We start from the raw sequence: 24,993 nt of genomic DNA on the forward strand, positions 1-24,993 counted from the left end.
CCAGGAGCGATCGCCGGGGCTCGTCACACGCGCTCCCCGGCGATCGCAGTTGTCCGGAAGGTCAGGAGGAGAGACCTCGCTGCTCCTCGAGCCTGCGCAGGCGTTCCGCGACCGGTACCTGCCCCGGGGGCCTCAGGATGAACTTGTTCTTCATCTCGTCGAAGTCACTCAGACAGCAGGACACACGGTCTCCCACCTGGTAGTTGTCATCGTCGTCGATGTAGAGGACATCGATGAGGCCGTCCCGTGACAGGCCCAGGTCCACGATGACCCCCCAGGGGAAGACGGCCGTGGCCTCTCCCTCGACGATGCTCCCCACGAGGCGCATCTCGGCCTCGGGTACCTCGGGGTTGGTCATAGCTAGTCCATCACTCTCAGCGGATATGAGTTGAGGAGACCGAACATCTCCTTGGGGATTCCGACCTCGCCGCGTGGAACGCCGTCGTACCTGCCGACGTACTTCTCGAAGTGCTGGTCGAAGTCGGCCCTGGGGATCTTGATCTCCACGACTTTCCCATCGTAGACACCACGCCTCGCGTAGTCCTCCGCGATGTCCAGCCCCTTGTCGCCCAGGCCGAAGTAGGCGGCGCCGTCCGGGTTCTGGCCCTTGCGGCCCGGGTAGTCCTCGGGCTTGAAGCCCTCCTCCTGGATCTTCTTGGTCTTTCCCTTGTACGGAGCCTTGTAGATGTAGACGTTGTCCGGATCGTCGTCCTTCTTCGACCTCTTGGGCTTGTCGGCGTCCGCCTTCTCGGTCTTCTTGCCGCCGGAGTCTCCCTTCTTGGCCGGCGGCGCCTCCTTGGCCTTGGCCGGGGGCGCCGGCTTCGGCGGTGGCTTGGGCTTGGGGGTGGACGGCGGTGTGACGTTCTCGGCGTTCTTGACGGCGTCCTTCGTCTTGTCGGCCGCCTTGACGGTGTCCGTCGCGGCATCGACCGCGTTCACGGCCTTGTCGACGTACCGAGCGCCCTTCGCGGCGGTCGCGCCGTACCCCGCGATCGGGATCGCCGAGGCGTAGGACAGACCCGCGTCGATGTAGTTGCCCTCGGCGGTGTACCAGAGGCCGTTGATCAGGTCGGCGGGCTCGCCGAAGCCAGGAACCAGGCCGACGACGTCGAGGGCTCCGTGGCCGATCGGGCTGATCCAGGACTCGCCCCAGTACAAGCCCGTCGGGTCCGGGAAGACCAACGGGTTGTTGCGGCCGTAGGCGTAGGCGTTGAGGTGCTGCGGGTCCGCGAGGTTGAGCATCGGGTCCACGGACACGAAGCGGCCCGCGGCCGGGTCGTAGCCGCGTGCCCCGAGCTGGATCAGGCCGGTCGTCGCGTCGGCCGTGCCGCCCACGAACGACTTGTCACCGGGCCACGCACCCGCCGCCGGCCTGGCACCGCGTACCTCGCCGAAGGGGAGGGTGCGGCGCTGGGCGATAGCCGAGTCGGACGCCTTGACGGCGATCTCGGCGGTGCCGTTCTGGCCGCCGACCAGCCAGGTCACGCCCGCGGACGTGCGCACGGCGATCTGCCGGCCGCCGTGGGAGTAGTAGCGCGTGCCCGACAGGGAGTTCTTCGCCGTGTCGAGGCGGATCTCCTGGCTGCCCAGGTACAGCGTGACGGCACCCTTCTCCTTGCGGAGCAGGCGTTTTCCGTCGGCGCCGTACACGAACGAGGTCTTCTTCGCCTCGTCCAGGGCATCGCCGGACAGGTACGGGGTGACGGCGCCGAGGCGCCCTTCCTCGTCCCAGTCCAGCTTCTGGTCGACCGCCGGAGAGAGGTCCGTCGCCGCCTTCGTACGGCGGACGGTGTTGCCCGCCTCGTCGTACACGAAGGACTGGGCCGCGGTCACCTCGTTCGTCGACGACCCCGACGTGGCAGTCCGCACCTCGGCCGATTTCAGGGCGTGGGCGTGCGTGCCGCCCTTGGCGTCCTGGGCCTTCGGTACGTACGTCGTCGACTGCGTGATCGCCGCGTCGCCGGTCGTGCCGGTGGCGTGGCGGACCTCGCCGGTGCGGTTGCCCGCCGCGTCGTACGCGTAGGAGTGCCAGTACGGGGCCGCGCCGCCGACCGTCGCCTCACCGGCACTCGCCGCGCAGGCGCTGGTCGTCTGGGCCCACGCCTCGGTGAAACGGCGCAGGTAGTCGTAGGTGAAGCACTGGACGTCCGCGCTCTTGCCCTCGGGCGTGTCCGCGATCTTGAGGATGTTGCCGGTGGCGTCGTAGCCGTAGGTGATGTCGGAGTCGGGGGTCTTGACGATCTCCCGGTCGATGCGGGCGCGCTCCAGGCGCCGGGTGCCCTCCTCGTAGGTGTTGGTGAGCCAGGTGTACTTGTCGGCGCTGGCGGTGCCCAGCGTGAGCTGGAGGAGTTCGCCGTAGTTGGAGTAGCGGGACTCGCGGGCGTAGTCGGTCGTGTCGCCCAAGGTGAAGGACGGCAGTCCGGTCGCCGTGTATCCGGTGGTGACCGTCTCCGCCGGGAGACCGCCGGCCGCCGGGAGACCGACGTCGTCGATCGACCCGTCCGGCTTGTACGACGCCGTCGAGGTGTAGGTGCCGGCCAGCTTGCCCTCGGCGGCGGGGATGGCCACCGAGGTCTTCGTGGGACGGCCCGCCACGTCATAGGCGTCGACCGAACTCGTGTAGGCGTCGTCGCCCACCCACTTCGTGGCCGAGGCCAGACGCCCCTTGCCGTTCGGGACGGTGGCGCTGTCGTACTCCCAGGTCGTCAGCTTCTTGTCGCCGTTGTACAGCGAACGCTGACGGCCCAGCTTGTCGTAGGTGAAGGTGAGGGTGGTCTCGCGCTGGTTGCGGACCGTCTTCAGCTGGTCGAGGTCGTTGTACGTCATCCAGGACGTACCGGCGTCCGGGTCGACGGCCTTGGTCTGACGGCCGCGCACGTCGTACTCGTACGACCAGAGATTGCCCGACTCGTCCTTGGCCTCGGCGACGCGGCCCGCGGCGTCATATTCGTAGGACGTCGTGTCCGCCGTGCCTGTGGGTGACGACGCCTTGAATTCGAGGACCTTGGTCGTCTGTCCCTGCGCGTTGGTGTACGTCGCGGTGGGCGTGCCACCGGTCGGCGGGTCGACGGTCGTGTGGTCACCGTGGTAGCCGGTCTTCGTCCGCCACTTCTCCGCGCCCGCCACCCGGAAGATCTCATCCGTAGGCCGCCCCGCCCCGTCGTACACCGTCTCCGTCTCCCGAGGCGTCCCCTCGGAAGCGTCTGCGACGCCCACGAACGTCGTGCTCACGGCGGCCGAGTTGTAGAACGGGCCGATCTCCTTGAGGGCCAAGCCGCGGGAGTCGTACTCGGTCGTCGTGACAACACGGCCGGAGTTGGCGGCCGGCGTCTGCGTCTGACGCTCGCGCAGCAACCCGTCGCTCAGCTGGTGGCTGGTGGCCACGGAGCCGTTCGGGAGGAGGGACTTGGTGGTCGTGACGACCGGGCCGTTGTTGCGGACCAGGTAGGTGTATTCGAGGCTCGGGGTGTCGGAGGCCTTCGCGCGGCCCGGCAGCCAGACCTTCAGCAGACGGCCGAGGGCGTCGTACTCCAGGTCGGTGCGCTGCTTGTTGGCGTCGACCGTGGCGGTGACCAGGCCCCAACGGGGGTCGACGGTGGAAGTGGTGGTGTTGCCGGCGGGGTCCTCGACCTTCATGCCGGTGACCGGGCCGCCGGTGGTGGGCGTGTAGGAGGTCTTCGTCGCGTTGCCCGCCTGGTCGGCGGACTCCACGACACGGCCGTGCACGTCGTACTTGGCCGTCGAGGTCGTCACGTACTGCGGGGTGCCGTCGGCGGCGTAGCCCTTGACCTTCTCGCTGCGCACCACGTCGCCCTCGGTGGGCGTGGTGCCGTAGGTGTCGCGGTCGTCGTACCAGGTGCGGACGTCGGAGATCGCCTCGCCCTTGTACGACGGCGGGCCGTCGTCGCAGCCCACCGGAACCACCGTCACGCGCTTCAGCAGCGTCAGCAGGTTCGCGTCCGTGTTCCGGTTGTACGTGTTCGTCGTGCAGGTGTCGTCGTCCGGGTCCGACAGGTCGCCCGAGTCCGACGAGCGCTCCAGCATGCCGTACGCGTCGTAGAAGTGCTCGATCGAAGCCTGGCGGACCTTGCCGTCGTCCAGGGCGGTGCGGGTCTTCGTGGACTTGACCGCGGCGTACGTCGCCTCGTCCGCACCCTCCGTCGCCGTCGCGGCCGACTTCCAGGGCGTGCTGACGGTCCCGGAGATCTCCTCGCCGGCGTTGAAGGTGCGCTGCTCCAGCTGGAAGCCCTGGTGGCGGGCGTCGTCGCGGACCTTGGTGCCGTCGGAGGCCGTCACCGTCACGGACTTCGTGCCGCCGGACTCCTTCTCGCGGTCTCCGTCCATCCCCTGGAGGTAGGTGGTCTCGGCGCGCAGCTGCTTGCTGTCCGCGTCACCGGTCCGCACCGTCACCTTGCGGAAGCCACGCCACTGGTTCCAGGTCTTCTTCTTCGTCTTGACGAGCTCGCTGTCGTCGAAGGCCCAGGCCGCGCCCGAATAGTCGTACGACGTGACCTTGTTGGGGCCCGTGATCGTGACCTCGTCCTCGATCACCGTGTCGACGACGAACTTGTGGAACCAGTCCTCCTTCTCCCCGATCGTTCCCTCCTTCGACCAGAAGGAGGGCATGCAGCGCTTGGTGTTGGTCTCGGGGGTGGGGAGGCTCGACGGGGTGCACTCGGTCGGCTTGTAGTTGACCGAGATCGTGCCGCCCGTCTCCGACTGGATCGCGCGGATGCGCCACTTGTACATCGGGAGCCGGTCGTCGGCTCCCGTGTCCACGCGGTTGGCGTCCTGGCGCTCGTAGAAGGTGACCTTCGGGAGCTTGTTCGCGCCGCTCTTGCCGGAGTGGGTGACGGACTCCAGCCACATCGCCGGGGAGTGGGTGGTGTCGGCGCTCTGGTACTTGTGCGCCAGGTCCCACACGTCGACGTCCGCGTACTTGCCGTCGGAGCCCAGCGCCTGCGTGGTGACCTTCGACAGGCGCTTGCGGGTGAAGAAGGTCGGCGACCACTGGTCCTTGCACTCCGTGTCGGAGGTGCAGATCTGGTCGAACGGCACGTCCGGCCAGCGGGTGGCGGTGGACTCCTTCAGGTCGCCGGGCTCGCAGTCCGCGGCGGCACCGGTGCAGCGTTCGGCGGTGGTGAAGACGACCTGGGCGGGGGCGGTGGTGGAGTTCTCCTTGCCCTCCTGCTCGCCGTACTCGACGCGCTTGAGGTAGCCGCCGCGGTCGTACGAGACCACCTTGTCGCCGCGGACCGTGTCGTACTTGTTGGTCTCGGTGCCGTAGTAGTACGTCATCGAGTTGCCGTGGACGTCGACGACGTAGTCGAGGTTCCAGCGCCACGTCTGCTGGCAGCGGGAGTCCTTGAACGTGTCCTTGTGGCAGGGCTCGTCCTTGTCGTCGCCGAAGACCGGGACCTCCCAGGAGGAGCCGGTGTTCTCGGCGTCGGCCGCCTCGGACTCCCGCTTGCCCTTGCCGAAGAAGTAGCGGGTGCCGTCGGTGGTGGTGACGACCCAGTACTCCTTGTTGTCGTCGGAGTTGAAGCCGCCGGTCCTGCGCTCGACGCGGGTGCCGTCGTCCTGCTTCAGCCGCCACTCGTTCGACGACTTCTTCACCAACTCACCGGCCCGGCCGCCGAAGTTCATGGTGGCGTTGTCGGAGTGCCAGCACAGGTCGTACTTCTGCGCGCCGGCCTCGTCGTGGCCGTCGTCGGTGCAGGAGCGGTAGGCACGCTCGATGTAGCCGGCGCTGAGGTCGAAGCCCTCGCCGACCCAGGAGGTCTGGTTGTTGCTGCTGGCGGTACGGCCGTCCGTGGACGCCGAGTTGTAGGCCAGGCCCAGCTGCGGGGACGGGCCCGCGACGGCGGGCGCGACCCGGAGCGGGTACTGCCAGGTGAACGCGCCGGTCTGGGCCGCCACCTGCCAGGAGGCGGAGGGTGCGAGGGAGGTCGCGGTGTAGGCGCCGGAACCGCCGGAGGGCGCCGCGGCGACCGCGAGCAGCGGGGCCTTGGCACCGGCGACCGCGGCCGGCACATCGGCGGTGAGCCGCTGGGAGCGGACGTCGTTGTTCGTGGCGACCGGCGTGACCGTCCGGCAGGCGGCCGCCTTCGGCGTGGTCAGTGCGCAGGCGGGGAGTTGGACCAGGCGCAGGCGCTGCGCCCAGTCACCGCCGTACGCCTGGGCGAAGGGGGCGTAGTCGACCCGCAGGGAGACCTTGCCAAAGGCGGCTCTACGGCCGTCCGCACGCGTGACCTTCAGGAGCAGACCGTCGATGCCGGCCTTCCGGGCGGCGGCGTGACCGAGGAGGTCGACCTTGGCACGGGTCGGGGCTCCTGCGCGTGACTTGGGGGCGGCGAGGCTGACAGGCAGGCCGCCGGCGCGGATGCCGCTGCGCGCACCCGCACCGCTCAGCGCGACGGTGGCACTGCCCGGCTCGGGCCAGTTGGCCTTCGGGATGCGCGAAGTGCCGTACCCGGCAAGGTGCTTGAGCGGGGTGACCTCACCGCCCTCCTCCACCACGGGGGTGGAGGGGACGTCCTGGGTCTTGGGTCGCCGCTGCTCCCGGGCGTCGTCGTCGCCGAGCGCGGGGGCCGCCTGGAGCAGGGTCAGGGTCAGGGCTGCGGACACCGCCGCAGCCAGGTGTTTCGCCCATGTATGGGCGTATTGTCTCCGTATCGAGCGCACGCGCGCTCCCCTCCCGTGTGATGTGGGTGCCCGGGCGCCGGAACCCGTCCGGCGCCCGGGCGGAACGGCTCTGGTCAGGAGCTGCTAGTCGTTCGCCAGCCGGTAGATCTCCGTGCCGGAGAGCAGTCCGGGCACCAGGCGCACGTCGTCGATGTCGCCTGCGAAGAAGTCGTCCCACTCGCCCTTGTACTGGGCGCGGCCGATGGTGAGGCCCTTGCCGGCGTTCCAGACGCCGGTGACGGCCGTGCTGCCCTGCTCCTCGCCGTCGACGTAGAGGGTGAACTTCCGTGCCGCCGGATCGTAGGTGCCGGCGAGGTGGGTCCACCTGCCGACTGTCGCGGGCCGCTCGCTCGTCGCCATGGCGCGCAGGAGGTCCGAGTCGGCGGTGTCGGAGATGTGGCGACCGAAGATCCAACGCTTGTACGCGGTCGAGTAGTAGAGGTTGAGGCCGTTGCCGTGCGTGCCGGCCTGGCTGATCACCGAGATGTTGGCGGTGAGCGAGGTGGGCCGCACCCATGCCGAGACCGTGAACGCCTGCCCGGTGTGGACGGCGGACGCGGCGGTGGCGTAGTCGCTCGCGCCGTTGAAGCGCAGGGCTTTGTCGGCGGGGTCGGTGGCGGAGTGGTTGCCCGCGACCCAGTCGGCGCCCTTGACGGTCAGGGTGCGGTCGTGGCCGGAGGTGTCGGGAGCGGTGGCGCCGGAGGCCTGGTCGAGGCCGTAGACCGCGGCGGCGCAGGAGTCGGCGAGGGCATCCGGGCAGGCGCGGTCGGCGGTGAAGATGTACTTCTCCAGCGGACCGCGGTTGCCGGCCTGGTCGACGCTGCGGACGTAGAGCACGTTGGGGCCGAAGGTGGAGGTCGGCACCTCGATGGTGGCGTCGCCGCCGAGGCTCGCGGGCGTGGCCTTGCGGCCGGGGGTGTCGCTGCCGAGATCCCACTCGTAGTACTCGACATCGTTCTTGAAGACGGAGTCGGAGTTGCCGTTCGCCGAGACGGTGAAGTGCCGCTTGGCGCCTACCGGGAGGCCGGCCTCGCCGTCCGCCGGTTTCACGAGCGGCTTGGTGCCGGGGCGCTCGGTGTCGACCACGAACTCGCACCAGTCGGACCAGTCCGAGTAGCCGGAGTCCCTCAGCTTGCCGGTGGAGCCGTCGTACAACTGGGCGTGCCACTTGTAGCCGTGACCGTGCGCGAGCTCCTTGACGGGGATGGTCTTCTCGAAGACTCCCTCGTTCTGCGGGCCGTCCTTGCCCTCGTACACGATGGGCCGGCCCTCGACCTGGTCCCAGACACGGAAGGTGGCGGTGAGGTTCTGGCCGGTGCCGTCGGTGTAGGAGTCGGCGTCGGTGCCGTTGACCGCCATGGCCGGGGTGTCGTCACGGATCCACGGGCGCTTGGTGTTGTCCGTGGTGCAGGCCTTCTCCTCCGGGTTGGTCAGCCGCTCGCTGTAGGGCTTGCCCGGCGTGGTGTTGTAGGTGACGACGAGCTTGGCGTTGTCACCGCGGAACCGCTTCCAGGAGTTGGCGTCGTCCTCGTCGGCCGCCCGCAGCGAGAAGGCGATCGGGTCCTCGGCCTTGGCCTTCTTGCGGACGGTGGCGGTGAGGTTCTCGTTGCTCTCGTCGGCGTTGTCCTGGAAGTCGACCCAGCTGGGCGGGGCGTCGGGGCTGCAGCTGTCGCCACGGCCGTAGGCCACCGTGCGGTCGACCATCAGGTCGCCGTCCTTGGGCTTGTTGTTCCAGTTGGTGGCGGAGTCCACACCTCCCTCGCCGACCGCGTGCAGGTTGACGGTGCTCTTCTCGCAGGAGAACGAGAAGGTCTCGTAGACCTCGAAGACCGCCTTGGAGATCGTGCGGTTCTTCCAGCCGCCGGTGGAGAACTGGAAGTACATGCGGTTGGTGTACGGCGAGGAGCTGCACACGTAGTACGTGCCGCCGATGGACTTGTACGAGCAGCGGCCGACGCCCTCGTCCTTCTTGAACTTGTGGAACTCGGTGCTCGGGTGAGCGCTGGAGACGTACAGCCACTCGCTCTTGGACATGCCGGCCTCGGGGTCGAGGTAGACCGGGAAGTCGGTGTCGGAGGCGGTCAGTACGGAGCGGTCGGGCTCGACCGTCACCGCGGACTCGGTGACGTCCAGGCCCATGTCGGCGACCTTGGCCGCGGCGTCGGGAGTCTCCTCGACGGGAGCGCCGGAACCGGCGGCCGGCACCGCGTCGGCCGGGACGTTCTCGACGTCGTTGGCGGAGTCCCACATCTTGGGCGCCTGGCCGCCGAACAGCCGCTCGCCGGAGGCGTCCACGGCCTGCAGGCCGCCGGTCGGGCCGGTGGTCAGTTCAAGTCCCTCGGCCCGCACGGGCAGGCTCAGCCGCGTCAACTCCGGGTTGTGAGCGGCCTCGGGGGTCTTCACCTTCAGGACGTACGAGTATCCGGTGACCGACGCGCTCGCCAGCAGGTCGACTCCGGGCAGCACCTCGCGGTACTCGGCGGTGTCGCCGTCCAGGACGGGCTCGGGCAGCGGCGTCGGCCAGCGCAGGGTGAAGGACTTGCCGTCCTCGCCCAGGGTGATCAGGTCGGACGAGCCGCCCTTGGCGAAGGCCAGGTCGACGACGGCGGCCTTCGGGCCGACGGTGCCGTCGGCACGCCGCTCGAGCGTGGCGTCGGCCTTCTCCCAACTGCCGTCGGGGCGTTGCACCCGCTGAGGCTGCACGCTGGTCTCGCTGGTGAGGCTGCCGTCCGGGTTGGCGAAGACGAGTTCGTCCTCGGTGCGCCGTGCGGTGATCTCCACCGGTTCGCCGGTTTCGGCGGCCAGGGCGAACGCGGTCGCCTCGGCCGGGGTTGGTGCGCTGCCGGCCGCATCGGCCGGACTGGTGACGGCGGGCAGTGCGCCCAGGACGACGGCGCCACCGAGCAGCACGCCGAGCATCCGGGCAGCACGAAGCCGCCGGAACCAAGGGTTGGTCATGCCCTTGTCTCCCCCCGAGCTCCCCCCGGAGCTCGCTATGAAATTGATGTGCCCATGCTGTGAAGCAGTGGCGAAGGGAAACGTATGGGACTTCCTTTACCGATTCAAGGTCATTTCAAGGGTGACCTGTCCCACAGACCACTTCGTGCACACCCTCACCCAAGGTGCGTAGGCGCGAACATCCGCAGCACAGCCGGGAGTACGACCACGGACGGCCCCGGCGCCCCCAACGCCTTCGCCAGATCCGTCTCCAGCGTCTCCGGTGTCGTCCGCACCCCCGTCACCCCGAACGACTCCGCCAGCGCCACATAGTCCGGCCGGGTCAGTTCCGTCGCCGTCGCCTGGCCGAACGTGTCCGTCATGTACTCGCGGAGGATGCCGTAACCGCCGTCGTCGACGATGAGCCACGTCACGTTCAGGTCGTACTGCTTGGCCGTCGCCAACTCCGCGATGGAGTACAGGGCGCCGCCGTCGCCCGAGACTGCCAGGACGGGGCGGGTCGGGTCCGCCGCCGCCGCTCCCAGTGCCGCGGGGAAGCCGTAGCCGAGGCCGCCGGCGCCCTGGGCGGAGTGCATGTGGTTGGGGCCCTTGGCGTCGAAGGCGGACCAGGCCCAGTACGCGAGGATCGTCATGTCCCAGAAGGACGGGGAGTCGGCGGGGAGTGCCTTGCGTACTGACGCCAACACCTCCTGCTCCAGGGTGAGTTCCTGGGACGCGATCCGCTCCCCCACCCGCGCGAGCAACTCCCGTACCCGCTCCCCCGCCGTCGGGTCCGTCCGCTCCGTCACCGTCTCCAGCAGCGCCTGCACGGCGTGCCACGCGTCCGCGTGGATGCCCAGTGCCGGGTGGTTGGACTCCAGTTTGCCGAGGTCCGCCTCGATCTGGATGACCCGGCCCCGCGGCTTGAACGTGTGGTAGTTCGAGGAGAGTTCGCCCAGGCCCGAGCCCACCACCAGCAGGACGTCCGCGTCCTCCAGGAAGTCCGTCGTGTGGCGGTCCTCCAGCCAGGACTGGAGGGAGAGGGGGTGCGTCCAGGGGATCGCGCCCTTGCCTCCGGGCGTCGTGACCACCGGGGCCTGGAGCTTCTCCGCCAACTGCCTCAGTTTCTTCGAGGCGTCCGCCCGGACCACCCCTCCCCCCGCGATGATGGCCGGGCGAGCCGCGCGCGACAGCAAGTCCGCTGCCACCGCCGTCAGTTCGGGGCGCGGGATCAGGTCCTCCGGTGTCGCGTCCACCGCCGTCACCACCGGGAGCGAGGTCTCGGCCAGTAGTACGTCCTGTGGGATCTCCACCCAGACCGGGCCGTGCGGAGCCGACAGGGCCGACTTCCAGGCCGCCGCGATCGCCGACGGGATCTGGGACTGGGCGCGGACCGTGTGGACGGACTTCACCACACCCCTGAACGAGGCCGCCTGGTCCGGGAGTTCGTGGAGATAGCCGTGGCGTCCGCCGCCCAGGCCCGCCGTCGGGATCTGGCTGCTGATCGCCAGGACGGGGGCCGAGGCCGCCGCCGCTTCCTGCAGCGCCGCCAGTGACGTCAGCGCGCCCGGGCCCGTCGACACCAGCAGCGGTGCCGCCTCGCCCGTGATCCGGCCGTACGCGTCCGCCGCGAACCCGGCGTTGTTCTCCACCCGCAGACCGATGTAGCGGAGGTCGGAGCGGCGCAGCGCGTCGAACATGCCCAGCGCGTGCTGACCGGGCAGCCCGAAGACGGTCGTCGCGCCGAGGCCCGCCAGCGTCTCCACGACCAGGTCCCCGCCGTTGCGCCCGGCGGGCGGGTTCAGGGCGGCGGAGATCTGCGCGGCCGTCGGGCGGAGTTCCAGGTCGTGGTCGTGCGTCACTTGGTCTCTTTCTCCCTGCGAATCGCCGGTTGCCGGTTGCCGGTCGTGCCTCACGCGGACCGCGTCACACGGACCGCGTCACACGGACCGCGCCTCCGCGATCTGCCGGGACATGATCGTGGTCAGTTCGTACGCCGTGTGCGACGCCGCCACCGACGTGATCTCGGCGTGGTCGTACGCCGGTGCCACCTCGACGACGTCCGCCGACACCAGGTTGCAGGATGCCAGGCCGCGCAGGATCTCCAGAAGTTCGCGGGAGGTCATGCCGCCGGCCTCGGGCGTGCCGGTGCCGGGCGCGTGGGCCGGGTCGAGGCAGTCGATGTCGATGGAGATGTAGAGCGGGCGGTCCCCGATGCGCTGGCGCAGCTGGTCGGCGACCTCGTCGACGCCGCGGCGCATGACGTCCGCCGACGTCACGATCCCGAAGCCCATCTTCGCGTCGTCCGTGAGGTCCTGCTTGCCGTACAACGGCCCGCGCGTCCCGACGTGCGACAGCGCCGACGTGTCGAGGATCCCCTCCTCCACCGCCCGCCGGAACGGCGTCCCGTGCGTGTACTCGGCGCCGAAGTACGTGTCCCAGGTGTCGAGATGGGCGTCGAAGTGGAGCAGGGCGACCGGGCCGTGCTTCTTCGCCACGGACCTCAGCAGCGGTAGCGCGATGGTGTGGTCGCCGCCCAGGGTCATCAACCTCGCGCCCGTGCCAAGGAGTTCGTCCGCCGCCGCCTCGATCGTGTCCACGGCCTCGTTGATGTTGAACGGGTTCACGGCGATGTCGCCGCCGTCCGCCACCTGCGCCAGCGCGAACGGCGCCGCGTCCTGCGCCGGGTTGTAGGGCCGCAGCAGCCGGGACGCCTCGCGGATCGCGTTGCCGCCGAAGCGGGCGCCCGGCCGGTACGAGACGCCCGAGTCGAACGGCACCCCGACCACGGCGACATCGGCGCGGCCGACCTCGTCCAGGCGCGGCAGCCGGGCGAAGGTCGCGGGTCCGGCGTACCGCGGGACGCGGGAGGAGTCGACGGGACCGCGGGGCGCCTCGTTGCTGGTCATGGGCACTGCCTTCTTCCCTACGCTTCGTCGCGTAAATACTTCTCTGTAATGACTTGAGAGGTTCTGTGATTCTTTGTGCGTCCGGCTCCGACTCTACTGCGGAGCCGCCACCGGTTCGGACGCGAGTTCGGGAGCATCGCGCCCGGCGAGCCGCTCCCGCCAGGCGGCGAGTACGGCCGCGTCGGTCGCCGGCGTCGCCAGCGACACGACGACGTAGACGACGAGGGACGACAACAGGCCGTAGTAGATGGGCTCGTTGGCGAGGATGCCGTAGCCCGCCATCAGGCCGACGACCGCGAGGCCGCCGACGATCACGGCCGCGAGCGCGCCCTGCGCGGTGCCGCGCTTCCACAGCAGGCCGCCGAGGATCGGGACGAGGAGACCGCCGACGAGGAGGTTGTAGGCCACCGTCAGCGCCTCGACGACGTTGTTGAGCGCGATCGCCGTGACGATCACCCCGACGCCCATGACGAGGATGAAGACACGGTTGTCCCGGACCTCGTCGTGTTCTGTCTCATCCCGCCGGATGGCTCCCCGCAGCTTCGACCAGATGTCGTTGTTGGCGACCGTGGCGCACGCGATCAGCGCGCCGGACGACGTCGACATCACCGCGGCAAGCGCGGCGGCGAGCACCAATCCCCGTACGCCGACCGGGAGTTCGTCCTTGACGATGGTCGCGAAGGCGTCGTCCGGGCTGCCGAGGTTGGGGTAGAGCACCTTGGCCGCCGTGCCGATGACGGCGCCCGCGACGGCGTAGACGAGACAGTAGGTACCGGCGACCGTGCCGCCCCACTTGGCGGTCTTGTCGCTGCCCGCCGTGAAAACGCGCTGCCAGATGTCCTGGCCGATGAGCATGCCGAACGTGTAGATCAGGACGTACGTGAAGATCGTCTCGCCGCCGATGCCCAGCGGGTCGAAGTACTCGGTCGGCAGCTTCGCCTTCATCTCGCTGAAGCCGCCTGCCTTGACGACCGCGATGGGCAGCAGGAGCAGGAGTACGCCGATCGTCTTCACCACGAACTGCACCATGTCGGTGAGGGTGATCGACCACATGCCGCCGAGCGTCGAGTACGCGACGACGATCGAGCCGCCGAGGATGATCGCGACCGTCCGGTTCATGTCGAAGAGGACGTCGAAGATCGTGGCGTAGGCGATGGTCGAGGTGACGGCGAGCATGAGGGTGTACGCCCACATGACGATGCCGGAGATCACGCCCGCTCGGCCGCCGTAGCGGAGATCGAGCATCTCGGAGACCGTGTACACCTTGAGGCGGGCGATCCGGGCCGAGAAGAAGACCGACAGGGCCAGCAACCCGAGGCCGATGGTGAAGACCATCCAGGCGCCGGAGAGGCCGTACTGGTAGCCCAGGCCCACCCCGCCGATGGTGGACGCGCCGCCGAGGACGATGGCGGCCATGGTGCCGGAGTACATCGCGGGCCCGAGGCGGCGACCGGCCACCAGGAACTCGCTCTTCGACCTGGCGCGGCGCATGCCCCACCAGCCCATGGCCAGCATGCCGGCCAGATAGACGACGATCACTGCATAGTCGACAGCCACGGAGGTCCCTCCTTCGCAGGTTCCCGGACCAAAGGTTTCCTCGACCATAGGTGGCCGGAAAGTGGCTGCGAAGTGTACGTTTCATCCATTCGAGGCGACCCGGATGGAGGGAACGCACACCATGCCGGATCCCGCTGTTCCCCCTACTCCCCCGGTGCCCCTCGCGGCCCTCCTGGCCCGCGAGGACCTGGCCCTGCGGCAGATCGCGGGGCCCTCCGACACCGGCATCGTCATCCACTGGGCGCACACCTCGGAGATGGCCGACCCCTACCCGTATCTGCTGGGCGGCGAGCTGCTGCTGACGGCCGGGGTGCACATTCCGGAGGCGGCCGGGTCGGGGACGTACTTCGACGACTACGTCTCCCGGATCGTGGCGGCGGGCGGGGCGGCGCTCGGCTTCGGGGTGGCGCCGGTGCACGACACCGTGCCGCGGGCGCTGGTCGCGGCCTGCGAGGCGTACGACCTGCCGCTCGTCGAGGTCCCGCCGCAGACCACCTTCTCCGGCGTCGCCCGTGCCGTCTGGCAGCTCATGGCCCAGGCCCGCCTCGCCGAACTGCGCCGTGTCTCCGAGGCCCAGCAGAGCCTGGCGGCGGCGGCAGCTCGCCCGGACCCGGTGCCTGCGGTGCTGCGACAACTGGCCCAACGGGTGGGCGGGCGGGCGGTGTTGTACGGCCCCGAGGGCGCCGAGATCTCGGCGGCGGGACGGCAGCCCGCGGACGAGGTGCGGATGGCGTTGGCGGAGCTGGCCCGGGTCGTCACCAGCCGTTCCTCCACCACCGCCAGCGACACCGCCGCCGACACCCATCTCGCCGCCTACGCCCTCGGCGTCGACCGGGGCTTCGTGCTCGGGGTGGCCGCGCCGGGCCGCGAACCCGGCGACCAGGCCATCGCCTCCGTCGCCGCCGTCCTGCTCTCCCTGCTCACCGGCGAGCACCAGAGCGGCACGGGCGCCGCCCGCTCCTCGGCCCTGGTGCGGCTGCTGCTGGGGGCACCGGCGGAGGAGGTCGCGCCGCTGCTGGGGGCCGAGGCGTGGCTCGTCGTGCACGCGCGCCCGGAAACGCAGGCCCCCGACCCGGTGGCCGCCTCCGCGCTGGGCGCGGCGCTCGGCTCGCCCCTGGTCGACGTGGCCCGGGACGTCGTACGGGTCCTCGTCCCCGCCGATCGCGAACCGGCCCCGCAGCCCGGCTGGACCCTCGGCGTCAGCGCCCCCGCGGCCCCGCCCGCGTGGCCTGCCGCCGACACCCAGGCGGCCCGCGCGCTGGCCCGGGCGCGCGCCACCCGGACGCATCTGGTCCGGCACGGCGAGCGCGCCGGGCTCGGCGACCTGGTCCCGCCGGAGGAGGCCGCCGCCCACGCCCGGACGGTGCTCGCCCCTATCGCCGACACCCCCGCGCTCACCGAGACCCTGCGCACCTGGCTCTCCCTGCACGGCAGTTGGGACCGTACGGCCGTCGCCCTGGCCGTGCACCGCAACACCGTCCGCCAGCGCGTCGCCCGCTGCGCCGCGCTCCTCGGCACCGACCTGGACGACCCCGACGTACGCATGGAGCTGTGGTTCGCGCTGCGGCGGCAATAGGCGGAGGCAACGGGTGGGGGCAACGGGGCGAAGTCAATGAGTACGGCGCCCCTCATACATGAGTACGTGACGCACGTCCCAGCGTTCGGTACGCCAGGGACGCGCACAGTCGCCTGCCTCACAATGGGAATCATGCCGATACCCGGGACACCCCACCGCGCCGAGCTCGTCGAGCACCTCGTCAGGACCCGCATCGCGGGCGATGTCGCCACCCCGCGCGAGAACAACCTCAGCCACTACCGCAAGCTCGCGAACGGCGACCGCCACTACTGGTTCGGCCTGGAGCTCGGCGACCGCTGGACCGACGAGCAGGACGTGCTCGCGGTGATGGCGGAGCGGGTGGGTGTCAACGACGACCCGGAGTACCGCTACGGCCAGGACACCATCGACGCCGAGCTGACGGTGGACGCGCTGGAGCGGCTCGCGGCGCGGCTGCGCAAGGCGGCGGACGGCGAGCAGCGGGTGCTGTTCGCGACCGGCCACCCGGGCGGCCTGCTGGACGTGCACCGCGCCACGGCCGCCGCGCTGCGCGCCGCCGGCTGCGAGATCGTCGTGATCCCGGACGGGCTGCAGACGGAGGAGGGGTACGTCATGCAGTTCGCGGACGTGGCGGTCCTGGAGCACGGCGCCACCCTGTGGCACACCCACTCCGGCGACCCGATGAAGGCCATCCTCACGGCGATGGAGCGCGAGGGCCGCCCGCTGCCCGACCTGGTCGTCGCCGACCACGGCTGGGCGGGCTACGCCGGCCGGCACGGCGTGGACTCCGTCGGTTACGCCGACTCCAACGATCCGGCCCTCTTCCTCGCCGAGGCGGAGGGCACCCTTCAGGTGACGGTCCCGCTCGACGACCACGTGGTCAGCCCGCGCCACTACGACCCGATGACGGCGTTCCTGCTGGCGGCGGCGGAACTGGCCTAGTAGGCACGACCGACGGTCACGGCCACGGGTTCAGCCCCTCGTCACGGCGCTGCGCATACCCCGGCGTCGGGTCCAGGTACACCCGTCCGATCCCGGGGAACGCCTCCCGCAGGCGCTCCTCCGCCCGCTCGCAGGCCCACTCGATCTGGGCCGCCGTCGACGCGTCCCGGAAGTCGACCTTGGCGGCCACCAGCGCCTCGCGCGGGCCCTGCACGAGGGTCGTCAGTTCCAGTACGGCCTCGATGTGCTCGACCGCCAGCAGCTCGGCCCGGATCCGGTCCCGCATCGGCTTGGGCAGCGGACGCCCGATGAGGAACTCCGCGTTGGAGCGGCCGAGCACCCAGGCGACGAAGAGCAGCAGCAGGCCGATGAGCAGCGAGGCCAGGCCGTCCCAGACGCCCGAGCCCGTGAGTTGCCCGCCGAGCAGGCCGCCCGCCGCCAGGACCAGGCCGACCAGCGCGGCCGAGTCCTCCATGACGACCGCCTTCACGGCGGTGTCCGGGGTGCGCCGGAAGTAGACCCTGAACGGCGCCCGGAACCGGGCCGCCTCACCGCGCGCCTGCTTGAGGCCCGTACGCAGCGAGTAGCCCTCCAGCACGAAGGCGACCGCCAGGACGATGTACGACACCAGCGGGTCGCCGAGGTCCTCGCCCGCGACCAGGGTGTGGATGCCGTCGTAGAGCGAGAAGACCGCGCCGCCGACGAAGGTGGCGACGGCGGCGAGCATGGCCCAGATGTAGCGCTCGGGGCCGTAGCCGAGCGGGTGGTCCTCGTCGGCCGGCTTCTCGCTGCGCTTGAGCGCGGTGAGCAGCAGGAGTTCGGTGACCGTGTCGGCGACCGAGTGCGCGGCCTCGGAGAGCATCGCGCTGGATCCGCTGATGACGCCGGCGACCGCCTTGGCGAGCGCGATCCCGAGGTTGGCCACGGCGGCGACGATCACCGTGAACGTGCTCTCGCCGCCGCCGTCTTCGTGTTCTTCCGTCTGCTCCGTCTGCCCCATGTCCCACAGTCTCACCGAGGGACGCGGACCACGCCTTCCTGGATCACCGAAATCGCCAGCCGGCCGTCCTGCGTGTAGATACGGGCCTGGCCCAGACCCCGGCCGCCGTGCGCGGACGGCGACTCCTGGTCGTACAGGAGCCATTCGTCGGCGCGGAAGGGGCGGTGGAACCACATCGCGTGGTCCAGGGACGCGCCGACGACGTCACCGACCGCCCAGCCACCGCGGCCGTGCGCGAGGAGGATCGAGTCGAGCAGCGTCATGTCGGAGACGTAGGTGGCGAGTACGACGTGCAGCAGCGGGTCGTCGGCGAGCTTGCCGTTGGTGCGGAACCAGACCTGGGAGTGCGCCTCGCGCGGCTCGCCGAACTTTCCGTACGGCGGTTCCTCGGCGTAGCGCAGGTCGATCGCCTCGCGGGCCTCCAGGAACTTCTCGACCACGGCCGGGTCCAGGTGGTCGTAGCCGCGCAGGCGCTCCTCGGAGGTGGGCAGCGTGACCGGGTCGGGGGCGGCCGGCATGGCGGCCTGGTGCTCGAAGCCCTCCTCGTAGCGCTGGAAGGAGGCGGACAGGGCGAAGATCGGCTGTCCGTGCTGGATCGCTAGGACGCGGCGCGCGGTGAAGGAGCGGCCGTCGTTCATGCGGTCGACGGTGTACACGATGGGCGCGCCCGGGTCGCCGGTGCGCAGGAAGTACGCGTGCAGGGAGTGGGCGAGACGGTCCTCGGGGACCGTCCGTCCGGCGGCGACCAGCGCCTGGGCCGCGACCTGTCCGCCGAAGACGCGCGGGACGACGGCGGACCGGGACCGGCCGCGGAAGATGTTCTCCTCGATCTGCTCCAGGTCGAGCAGATCGAGGAGATCCTGTAGTGCCTGGCTCATGAGGTCATTTCTACTGGCCAGTAATTTCGGGGACCTTACAGGTCCATGTCCTACAGACCCATGTCCTTCGCGATGATCGTCTTCATGATCTCGCTGGTGCCGCCGTAGATGCGGTTGACGCGGTTGTCCGCGTACAGGCGGGCGATCGGGTACTCGTTCATGAAGCCGTAGCCGCCGTGCAGCTGGAGGCAGCGGTCGATGACGCGGTGCGCGACCTCGGTGCAGAACAGCTTGGCGCTGGCGGCCTCGGCGGGGGTCAGCTCGTCCGCGTCCAGGGCCTCAAGGGCGCGGTCAACGACGGCCTCGGCGGCGTCCACCTCGGCCTGGCAGGCGGCCAGTTCGAACTTGGTGTTCTGGAAGGACGCGACCGGCTTGCCGAAGACGGTGCGCTCCTGGACGTACTCCTTGGCGAACCGGACGGCGGCCTTGGCCTGCGCGTACGCGCCGAAGGCGATGCCCCAGCGCTCGGAGGCGAGGTTGTGGCCGAGGTAGGAGAAGCCCTTGTTCTCCTCGCCCAGCAGGTCCTCGGCGGGCACCTTGACGTCGACGAACGCCAGCTCGGCGGTGTCGGAGGTCTTCAGGCCGAGCTTGTCCAGCTTGCGGCCGATGGAGTAGCCCTCGGACTTGGTGTCCACGGCGAAGAGGGAGATGCCGAAGCGGCGGTCCTCGGCGGTGGACGGCGAGGTGCGGGCGCAGACGATCACGCGGTCGGCGTGCACACCGCCGGTGATGAAGGTCTTGGAGCCGTTGAGGACGTAGTGCGTGCCGTCCTCGGAGAGCTTGGCGGTGGTCTTCATGCCCGCGAGGTCGGAGCCGGTGCCCGGCTCGGTCATCGCCAGCGCCCACATCTCCTCGCCGGAGACGAACTTCGGCAGGAAGCGCTTCTTCTGCTCGTCGGTGGCGAGCGTCTTGATGTACGGCAGACCGAGCAGCACGTGCACACCGGAGCCGCCGAACTGGACACCGGCGCGCGCGGTCTCCTCGTACATCACGGCCTCGAACTTGTACGAGTCGATGCCGGCGCCGCCGTACTCCTCGTCGACGCGGATGCCGAAGATGCCGAGCTCGGCGAGCTTGTAGTAGAAGTCGCGCGGCGCCTGGCCGGCGGCGAACCACTCGTCGTAGACGGGGACGACCTCGGCCTCGATGAAGGCGCGCAGAGTCTCCCGGAACGCCTCGTGGTCCTCGTCAAACACCGTACGGCGCACCGCCGCCACCTCCAGCTGCCTCAAGGGTCAATGTCTAAGCGCTTGCTCAGAACCCAACGGTACCGGCGGGTAGGGAGAGCGTCCAGTGGAGCGCCCCCGTAACGCTCGTCACGCTTCCGGCAGCGACGCCCATCATCCCCCGGCCGCCGCGAAGGCCCCCCGCGCCATCCGGTGCAGCAGCTCCGCCGTCGTCCCGCGGCCCGGGAGGCAGCCGGGGCGGCCCAGGTGCGGGGTGGAGTTGAGGAGGCCGAAGACCGAGTGGACCGCTGAACGCGCCGCGGGCTCCGCCAGGTCCGGATACACCTTGCGCAGGGTCTCCACCCACAGTTCGACGTACTGGCGCTGGAGCTGGCGGACCAGCTTGCGGTCGCTGTCGCGGAGGCGGTCGAGCTCGCGGTCGTGGAGGGTGATGAGGGGGCGGTCGTCGAGGGCGAAGTCGATGTGGCCCTCGATGAGCGAGTCCAGGAGCGTCTCGGGGTTGTCGTCGGCTTCCGCGACCCGGCGCTTGCCGCCGGTCAGGAGCTGTCCGCTGATGCCGACCAGCAGTTCGGCGAGCATCGCGTCCTTGCCCGGGAAGTGGCGGTAGAGACCGGGGCCGCTGATGCCGACCGCGGCGCCTATCTCGTCCACCCCGACGCCGTGGAAACCGCGCTCGGCGAAGAGCCGCGCGGCTTCCTTGAGGATCTGCTCACGGCGGGTGGGGGCGTCGGTTCTGGTGGCCATGGAAGCAATTCTAGACAGGGAGGTTAGCGGTCGTTAACCTGAAGGAAATGGTTAACGCTCATTAACAGTAGATCGCTGGGTGAGGGGACCGCAGGATGCAAGAGGCACCGGAGCTGACGAGCGCGGAAGATCCCGCGTCGGAGGCGTGGCGGGCCAACGAGGCGGCGCACCGGGCGCTCGCCGAGGAGCTGCGCGGCAAGCTGGCCGCGGCCCGGCTCGGCGGCGGCGAGAAGGCGCGGGCCCGGCACACCGCGCGCGGGAAGCTGCTGCCCAGGGACCGGGTGGACGCCCTGCTGGATCCTGGGTCGCCGTTCCTGGAGCTGGCTCCGCTGGCCGCCGAGGGGATGTACGAGGGCCAGGCGCCGGCCGCCGGGGTGGTCGCCGGGATCGGGCGGGTCTCGGGGCGCGAGTGCGTGATCGTCGCCAATGACGCCACCGTCAAGGGCGGCACGTACTACCCGATGACGGTGAAGAAGCACCTGCGCGCGCAGGAGGTAGCCCTCGACAACCGCCTCCCCTGCATCTACCTGGTCGACTCCGGCGGCGCCTTCCTGCCGATGCAGGACGAGGTCTTCCCCGACCGCGACCACTTCGGGCGGATCTTCTACAACCAGGCCCGGATGTCCGGCGCCGGCATCCCGCAGATCGCCGCCGTCATGGGCTCGTGCACGGCGGGCGGCGCGTACGTCCCGGCCATGAGCGACGAGGCCGTCATCGTCCGCAACCAGGGCACTATCTTCCTGGGCGGCCCGCCCCTGGTGAAGGCCGCCACCGGCGAGGTCGTGACGGCCGAGGAGCTGGGCGGCGGTGACGTCCACGCGCGTGTGTCGGGCGTGACGGACCACCTCGCGGAGGACGACGCGCACGCGCTGCGGATCGTCCGGAACATCGCCGCGACGCTCCCCGCGCGCGGGCCCCTCCCTTGGGAGGTCACCGAGGCGGTCGAGCCGAAGGTCGACCCGTACGGGCTCTACGGGGCGGTCCCGGTCGACTCCCGCACCCCCTACGACGTGCGCGAGATCATCGCGCGCGTGGTCGACGGCTCCCGGTTCGCCGAGTTCAAGTCGGAGTTCGGGCAGACCCTGGTCACCGGCTTCGCCCGGATCCACGGCCACCCGGTGGGGATCGTCGCCAACAACGGCATCCTGTTCTCCGAGTCCGCCCAGAAGGGCGCCCACTTCATCGAGCTGTGCGACCAGCGCGGGATCCCGCTGGTGTTCCTGCAGAACATCTCGGGGTTCATGGTCGGCAAGGACTACGAGGCCGGCGGCATCGCCAAGCACGGCGCCAAGATGGTCACGGCGGTGGCCTGCACGCGCGTGCCGAAGCTGACGGTCGTGGTCGGCGGTTCGTACGGCGCGGGCAACTACTCGATGTGCGGGCGGGCCTACTCCCCCCGCTTCCTGTGGATGTGGCCCGGCGCCAAGATCTCCGTCATGGGCGGCGAGCAGGCCGCCTCGGTCCTCGCGACCGTCAAGCGGGACCAGTTGGAAGGGCGCGGGGAGCAGTGGCCCGCCGAGGACGAGGAGTCCTTCAAGGCCCCGATCCGGCAGCAGTACGAGCGCCAGGGCAACGCCTACTACGCCACGGCCCGCCTCTGGGACGACGGCGTCATCGACCCGCTGGAGACCCGCCAGGTGCTGGGCCTGGCCCTGACCGCCTGTGCCAACGCGCCCCTGGGTGACCCCCAGTTCGGCGTCTTCCGGATGTAGAGGAGGAGGGGAATCGTGTTCGACACAGTGCTCGTCGCCAACCGCGGCGAGATCGCGGTCCGCGTCATCCGTACGCTGCGCTCGCTCGGTGTACGCTCGGTGGCCGTCTTCTCCGACGCGGACGCCGACGCACGCCATGTGCGCGAGGCAGACACCGCGGTACGGATCGGTCCTGCCCCGGCGGCCGAGAGCTATCTGTCGGCGGAGCGGATCCTGGAGGCCGCCGCCCGCACCGGCGCCCAGGCGGTGCACCCGGGCTACGGCTTCCTCGCGGAGAACGCGGCCTTCGCGCGCGCGTGCACCGACGCGGGGCTCGTCTTCATCGGGCCGGCGGCGGAGTCCATCGCGTTGATGGGCGACAAGATCCATGCCAAGGAGACGGTGAGGGCGGCCGGGGTGCCGGTCGTCCCCGGGTCCAGCGGCAGCGGACTGAGGGACACCCAACTCGCCGACGCCGCCCGGGAGATCGGGATGCCGGTGCTGCTGAAGCCGTCGGCCGGCGGTGGCGGCAAGGGCATGCGCCTGGTGCGCGACGCCTCGATGCTGGCCGAGGAGATCGCCGCCGCCCGCCGTGAGGCCCGCGCCTCCTTCGGCGACGACACGCTGCTCGTCGAGCGGTGGGTGGACCGCCCCCGGCACATCGAGATCCAGGTCCTGGCCGACGGCCACGGGAACGTCGTCCATCTCGGCGAGCGCGAATGCTCGCTCCAGCGGCGGCACCAGAAGGTCATCGAGGAGGCGCCGAGCGTCCTGCTGGACGAGGCCACGCGCGCGGCGATGGGCGAGGCCGCGGTGCAGGCGGCGCGGTCGTGCGGGTACCGGGGCGCGGGCACGGTGGAGTTCATCGTGCCGGGCGTCGACCCGTCCTCGTACTACTTCATGGAGATGAACACCCGGCTCCAAGTGGAGCACCCGGTCACGGAGTTGGTGACCGGGCTCGACCTGGTGGAGTGGCAGCTGAGAGTGGCGGCGGGCGAGCGACTCCCCTTCGGCCAGGAGGACATCGCCCTCACCGGGCACGCCATCGAGGCACGCATCTGCGCGGAAGACCCCGCGCGCGGCTTCCTGCCGTCCGGCGGCACCGTCCTGAAACTGAACGAACCCTCCGGCGACGGCGTCCGCACGGACTCCGGGCTCTCCGAAGGGACCGAGGTCGGCAGTCTCTACGACCCGATGCTCTCCAAGGTCATCGCCTACGGCCCCGACCGCGCGACCGCGCTCAGGAAGCTCCGGGGCGCCCTCGCGGACACGGTCACGCTGGGCGTGCCGACCAACGCCGGTTTTCTACGGCGGCTGCTCGCCCATCCGGCAGTCGTGGCAGGCGAGTTGGACACCGGGCTCGTCGAGCGGGAGGTGGACTCCCTCATCACGGACGAGGTGCCCGAGGAGGTGTACGAGGCGGCGGCCGCCGTACGGCTGGAGGCACTCCGTCCGAAGAACGACGGCTGGACCGATCCCTTCTCGGTGCCGGACGGCTGGCGGCTGGGCGGTACTCCGAAGCCGGTCGGCTTCCAGCTGAGGGTGACCGAGCCCGTGGAGTACGTTCCGCGCGGCAGCCACACCGTCACCGCGGACCAGGTCTCCGTCACCCTCGATGGCGTCCGCCACACCTTCCACCGCGCGGCCGACTGGCTCGGCCGGGACGGCGACGCCTGGCAGGTGCGGGACCACGATCCGGTGGCCGCGTCCCTCACGCGCGCGGGGCAGGCGGGCGCCGACTCGCTGACCGCGCCGATGCCCGGCACGGTGACCGTGGTGAAGGTGGCCGTGGGCGACGAAGTCAGCGCGGGCCAGAGCCTGTTGGTGGTCGAGGCGATGAAGATGGAGCACGTCGTCTCCGCCCCGCACGCCGGCACGGTCACCGCGCTGGACGTGGCGCCGGGCGGCACGGTCGCCATGGACCAGGTGCTCGCCGTGATCGCACCGCACGAGGAGGCGACGGAATGACCGTTCAGGGACTCCCGATGACCGTCCCGGCGTCGGATCTGCCGGCCCGGGTGCGCATCCACGAGGTCGGCGCGCGCGACGGCCTGCAGAACGAGAAGTCGACGGTGCCGACGGAGGTGAAGGCGGAGTTCGTGCGCCGGCTGGCCGACGCGGGCCTGACGACGATCGAGGCGACGAGCTTCGTCCACCCCAAGTGGGTGCCTCAACTGGCCGACGCGGAGGAGCTGTTCCCGCAGGTGCGGGAGCTGAAGGGCGTCGAGCTGCCCGTGCTGGTGCCGAACGGCCGCGGACTCGACCGGGCCCTCTCCCTGGGGGCGACCCGTGTCGCCGTCTTCGCCAGCGCCACCGAGTCCTTCGCGAAGGCCAACCTCAACCGCACGGTGGATGAGTCGCTGGCCGTGTTCGCCCCCGTCGTGACCCGCGCCAGGGACGAGGGCGCCCATGTGCGCGGCTATGTCTCCATGTGCTTCGGTGACCCCTGGGAGGGCGCGGTCCCCCTTCATCAAGTCGTCCGCGTCTGCCGGGCGCTGCTGGACATGGGCTGCGACGAACTGAGCCTCGGCGACACCATCGGCGTGGCGACCCCGGGCCACGTACTGGAGTTGCTCTCCGCACTCAACGAACAGGGCGTGCCGACGAACGTCATCGGCGTGCACTTCCACGACACCTACGGGCAGGCCCTGGCCAACACCTACGCGGCCCTGGAACACGGGGTCACCACCGTCGACGCCTCCGCCGGAGGCCTCGGTGGCTGCCCGTACGCCAAGTCGGCCACCGGGAACCTCGCCACCGAAGACCTCGTCTGGATGCTCCAGGGTCTCGGCATCGAGACCGGAGTCGACCTCGGCCGCCTCGTCGCCACCAGCGTGTGGATGGCCGAACAACTGGGCCGACCCAGCCCTTCCCGCACCGTCCGGGCCCTCTCCCACAAGGACCAGTGA

The 24,993-nt window shown here is 70.4% G+C and carries 15 protein-coding genes; 5 read left to right on the forward strand and 10 right to left on the reverse strand.

What is annotated here, in order from left to right; translation table 11 throughout:
- Window positions 1-61: 61 nt before the first annotated feature.
- The 6 genes from M2283_RS15885 to M2283_RS15910 all read right to left on the reverse strand — a co-directional run bounded on the left by M2283_RS15885 (window position 62) and on the right by M2283_RS15910 (window position 14,087).
- On the reverse strand, window positions 62-358 hold the full coding sequence (locus tag M2283_RS15885; RefSeq protein WP_280876847.1) for a S1 RNA-binding domain-containing protein: 297 nt from the start codon (window positions 356-358) through the stop codon (window positions 62-64).
- Between the two features lie 2 nt (window positions 359-360).
- Window positions 361-6,627 carry an RHS repeat-associated core domain-containing protein gene (locus M2283_RS15890; RefSeq protein WP_280876848.1) on the reverse strand — a complete coding sequence of 2,089 codons (6,267 nt, stop codon included), beginning with the start codon at window positions 6,625-6,627 and terminating at the stop codon, window positions 361-363.
- Between the two features lie 141 nt (window positions 6,628-6,768).
- The gene (locus M2283_RS15895; protein ID WP_280876849.1) at window positions 6,769-9,642 is read right to left on the reverse strand and encodes a LamG-like jellyroll fold domain-containing protein; all 2,874 of its coding nucleotides are present in this window, start codon (window positions 9,640-9,642) and stop codon (window positions 6,769-6,771) included.
- Between the two features lie 155 nt (window positions 9,643-9,797).
- Window positions 9,798-11,483, reverse strand: coding sequence for a thiamine pyrophosphate-binding protein (locus M2283_RS15900; protein WP_280876850.1), 1,686 nt, complete (start codon window positions 11,481-11,483; stop codon window positions 9,798-9,800).
- Window positions 11,484-11,561: 78 nt separating this feature from the next.
- Complete coding sequence (gene speB, locus M2283_RS15905) at window positions 11,562-12,530, reverse strand: agmatinase (protein WP_280876851.1); 969 nt, start codon at window positions 12,528-12,530, stop codon at window positions 11,562-11,564.
- A gap of 93 nt (window positions 12,531-12,623) precedes the next feature.
- A complete protein-coding gene (locus tag M2283_RS15910) occupies window positions 12,624-14,087 on the reverse strand; it encodes a sodium:solute symporter (protein WP_280876852.1) in 1,464 nt (487 codons plus the stop codon).
- Between the two features lie 121 nt (window positions 14,088-14,208).
- Here M2283_RS15910 and M2283_RS15915 point away from each other — a divergent pair, with 121 nt between their 5' ends.
- Together M2283_RS15915 and M2283_RS15920 are read left to right on the forward strand one after the other, a co-directional pair.
- Window positions 14,209-15,663, forward strand: coding sequence for a helix-turn-helix domain-containing protein (locus M2283_RS15915; RefSeq protein WP_280876853.1), 1,455 nt, complete (start codon window positions 14,209-14,211; stop codon window positions 15,661-15,663).
- A gap of 132 nt (window positions 15,664-15,795) precedes the next feature.
- Window positions 15,796-16,584: a phosphatase gene (locus M2283_RS15920; protein ID WP_280876854.1), complete on the forward strand. Its 789-nt coding sequence runs from the start codon at window positions 15,796-15,798 to the stop codon at window positions 16,582-16,584.
- 16 nt (window positions 16,585-16,600) lie between these two features.
- Here the strand turns inward: M2283_RS15920 and M2283_RS15925 are convergent, their stop codons facing one another.
- The 4 genes from M2283_RS15925 to M2283_RS15940 all read right to left on the reverse strand — a co-directional run bounded on the left by M2283_RS15925 (window position 16,601) and on the right by M2283_RS15940 (window position 20,393).
- A complete protein-coding gene (locus M2283_RS15925) occupies window positions 16,601-17,584 on the reverse strand; it encodes a cation diffusion facilitator family transporter (protein ID WP_280876855.1) in 984 nt (327 codons plus the stop codon).
- Window positions 17,585-17,595: 11 nt separating this feature from the next.
- On the reverse strand, window positions 17,596-18,462 hold the full coding sequence (locus M2283_RS15930; protein ID WP_280876856.1) for an acyl-CoA thioesterase: 867 nt from the start codon (window positions 18,460-18,462) through the stop codon (window positions 17,596-17,598).
- A gap of 50 nt (window positions 18,463-18,512) precedes the next feature.
- Complete coding sequence (locus M2283_RS15935; protein ID WP_280876986.1) at window positions 18,513-19,670, reverse strand: acyl-CoA dehydrogenase family protein; 1,158 nt, start codon at window positions 19,668-19,670, stop codon at window positions 18,513-18,515.
- A 132-nt stretch (window positions 19,671-19,802) separates the two neighbouring features.
- On the reverse strand, window positions 19,803-20,393 hold the full coding sequence (locus tag M2283_RS15940) for an SACE_7040 family transcriptional regulator (RefSeq protein WP_280876857.1): 591 nt from the start codon (window positions 20,391-20,393) through the stop codon (window positions 19,803-19,805).
- Window positions 20,394-20,488: 95 nt separating this feature from the next.
- On the opposite strand from M2283_RS15940, the gene M2283_RS15945 reads away from it, so the two are divergent.
- From M2283_RS15945 to M2283_RS15955, 3 genes are read left to right on the forward strand one after another with little or no spacing between them, the layout of a single operon-like run.
- Window positions 20,489-22,105 carry a carboxyl transferase domain-containing protein gene (locus M2283_RS15945; RefSeq protein WP_280876858.1) on the forward strand — a complete coding sequence of 539 codons (1,617 nt, stop codon included), beginning with the start codon at window positions 20,489-20,491 and terminating at the stop codon, window positions 22,103-22,105.
- Between the two features lie 15 nt (window positions 22,106-22,120).
- Window positions 22,121-24,052, forward strand: a complete 1,932-nt coding sequence (locus M2283_RS15950) for an acetyl/propionyl/methylcrotonyl-CoA carboxylase subunit alpha (protein WP_280876859.1) — start codon at window positions 22,121-22,123, stop codon at window positions 24,050-24,052.
- Window positions 24,049-24,993 carry a hydroxymethylglutaryl-CoA lyase gene (locus M2283_RS15955; RefSeq protein ID WP_280876860.1) on the forward strand — a complete coding sequence of 315 codons (945 nt, stop codon included), beginning with the start codon at window positions 24,049-24,051 and terminating at the stop codon, window positions 24,991-24,993. The genes M2283_RS15950 and M2283_RS15955 overlap by 4 nt, the downstream gene beginning before the upstream one ends.

This window comes from Streptomyces pseudovenezuelae, from assembly GCF_029892565.1.
Taxonomy (GTDB): domain Bacteria; phylum Actinomycetota; class Actinomycetes; order Streptomycetales; family Streptomycetaceae; genus Streptomyces; species Streptomyces pseudovenezuelae_A.

Bases quoted from the DNA above. Each gene is read 5' to 3' on its own strand.
- M2283_RS15885 (WP_280876847.1), bottom strand. From the start codon at position 358: ATGACCAACCCCGAGGTACCCGAGGCCGAGATGCGCCTCGTGGGGAGC.
- M2283_RS15895 (WP_280876849.1), bottom strand. From the start codon at position 9,642: ATGACCAACCCTTGGTTCCGGCGGCTTCGTGCTGCCCGGATGCTCGGC.
- speB (WP_280876851.1), bottom strand. From the start codon at position 12,530: ATGACCAGCAACGAGGCGCCCCGCGGTCCCGTCGACTCCTCCCGCGTC.
- M2283_RS15915 (WP_280876853.1), top strand. From the start codon at position 14,209: ATGCCGGATCCCGCTGTTCCCCCTACTCCCCCGGTGCCCCTCGCGGCC.
- M2283_RS15920 (WP_280876854.1), top strand. From the start codon at position 15,796: ATGCCGATACCCGGGACACCCCACCGCGCCGAGCTCGTCGAGCACCTC.
- M2283_RS15925 (WP_280876855.1), bottom strand. From the start codon at position 17,584: ATGGGGCAGACGGAGCAGACGGAAGAACACGAAGACGGCGGCGGCGAG.
- M2283_RS15930 (WP_280876856.1), bottom strand. From the start codon at position 18,462: ATGAGCCAGGCACTACAGGATCTCCTCGATCTGCTCGACCTGGAGCAG.
- M2283_RS15940 (WP_280876857.1), bottom strand. From the start codon at position 20,393: ATGGCCACCAGAACCGACGCCCCCACCCGCCGTGAGCAGATCCTCAAG.
- M2283_RS15945 (WP_280876858.1), top strand. From the start codon at position 20,489: ATGCAAGAGGCACCGGAGCTGACGAGCGCGGAAGATCCCGCGTCGGAG.
- M2283_RS15955 (WP_280876860.1), top strand. From the start codon at position 24,049: ATGACCGTTCAGGGACTCCCGATGACCGTCCCGGCGTCGGATCTGCCG.